The sequence below is a fragment of the Mesorhizobium sp. M7A.F.Ca.CA.004.12.1.1 genome, from assembly GCF_003997835.1.
Lineage (GTDB): Bacteria > Pseudomonadota > Alphaproteobacteria > Rhizobiales > Rhizobiaceae > Mesorhizobium.
Genome location: NZ_RZRK01001047.1, coordinates 1 through 1,769, shown reverse-complemented (window position 1 = coordinate 1,769; position 1,769 = coordinate 1). Strand labels below are relative to the sequence as shown.

Genomic DNA, 1,769 nt, shown 5'->3' with positions numbered 1-1,769 from the left:
CAGCATGTCGGTCTTGCCGGCAACCGCAGCCTCCGTCAGCACCCGGGTCGTTTCCTGGAAGGAGGCGGCCGAGATGAAGGACGGCGTCTGCAGCGATGCCTTGGTGATGCCGAGCAGCACCGGCAGGCCTTCGGCCGGCTTCTTGCCGTCCTCGACCAGACGCTCGTTGACCTCTTCCAGTTCGATCACGTCGACATGATCGCCCGGGATGTAGGTCGAATCGCCCTGCACCGTGATCTCGACCTTCTGCAGCATCTGGCGAACAATCACCTCGATGTGCTTGTCGTTGATCGACACGCCCTGCAGACGATAGACTTCCTGGATCTCGTTGACGAGGTAGGAAGCAAGTGCCTCCACGCCCTTGATCGCCAGGATGTCGTGCGGCGCCGGATTGCCGTCGAGGATGTAGTCGCCCTTCTCGATGACGTCGCCGTCCTGGAGATGGAACGGCTTGCCCTTCGGGATCAGGTATTCGACCGGCTCAAGCGTCGAGTCATGCGGCTCGATGATGATGCGACGCTTGTTCTTGTAGTCGCGGCCGAAGCGGATCGTGCCGTCGATCTCGGCGATGATGGCGTGATCCTTCGGACGACGTGCCTCGAACAGCTCGGCAACACGCGGCAGACCGCCGGTGATGTCCTTGGTCTTGGCGCTTTCCATCGGAATACGCGCCAGCACGTCGCCGGGGCGAACCTGCGAACCCGGCTCGACCGAAAGAATGGCCTCGACCGAGAGCAGGAAGCGGGCGTCGCCGCCCTTCGACAGCTTGCCGACCTTGCCCTTGGCGTCCTGGATCGCAATCGCCGGCTTCAGGTCGTTGCCGCGTGGCGTCGAGCGCCAGTCGATGACCTCACGCTTGGTGATGCCGGTCGACTCGTCGGCCGTTTCCTGAACGGAAATGCCGTCGACCAGATCCTCGTACGACACCCTGCCCTCGATTTCGGTGAGGACCGGACGGGTATAGGGATCCCACTCGGCGATACGCTGGCCGCGCTTCACCTTGTCACCATCGTCCACGAAGATGCGCGAACCATAGGTGAGGCGGTGCGAGGCGCGCTCCTTGCCGGCTTCGTCGAGGATCAGAACCGCCATGTTGCGGCCCATGACCATCTGCTGGCCGTCGGAGTTGCGCACCACGTTGCGGTTGCGGATCTCGACCTTGCCCTCATACGAGGCTTCAAGGAACGAGCTGTCCACGACCTGCGCGGTACCGCCCATGTGGAAGGTACGCATGGTGAGCTGGGTGCCCGGCTCGCCGATCGACTGCGCCGCGATGACGCCGACGGCTTCGCCCTGATTGACCGGGGTGCCGCGGGCCAGATCGCGACCGTAGCAGACCGCGCAGACGCCAACCCTGACTTCGCAAGTCAGTGCCGAGCGGATGCGGACCGACTGGACGCCGGCCTTTTCGATCTGTTCCACGTCACGCTCGTCCATCAGCGTTCCGGCCTTGACCAGGATCTCGCCCGACACCGGATGGGTGATGTCGTCGAGCGACGTACGGCCCAGCACGCGCTGGCCGACCGAAGCGACGACCTGACCGGCATCGACGATCGGCTGCATGGTGAGGCCCTTGTCGGTGCCGCAGTCGACGGAGTTGACGATGCAATCCTGCGCCACGTCGACCAGACGACGGGTGAGGTAACCCGAGTTCGCCGTCTTCAAGGCGGTGTCGCCCAGACCCTTGCGGGCGCCGTGCGTCGAGTTGAAGTACTCGAGCACGGTCAGGCCTTCCTTGAAGTTCGAGATGATCGGCGTCTCGATGATTT

1 pseudogene is annotated in these 1,769 nt (G+C 63.7%); it reads right to left on the bottom strand.

Annotation, left to right across the window (positions count from 1 at the left end):
- Nucleotides 1-1,769: pseudogene (locus EN984_RS33410) on the bottom strand (DNA-directed RNA polymerase subunit beta'); the annotation flags it as partial.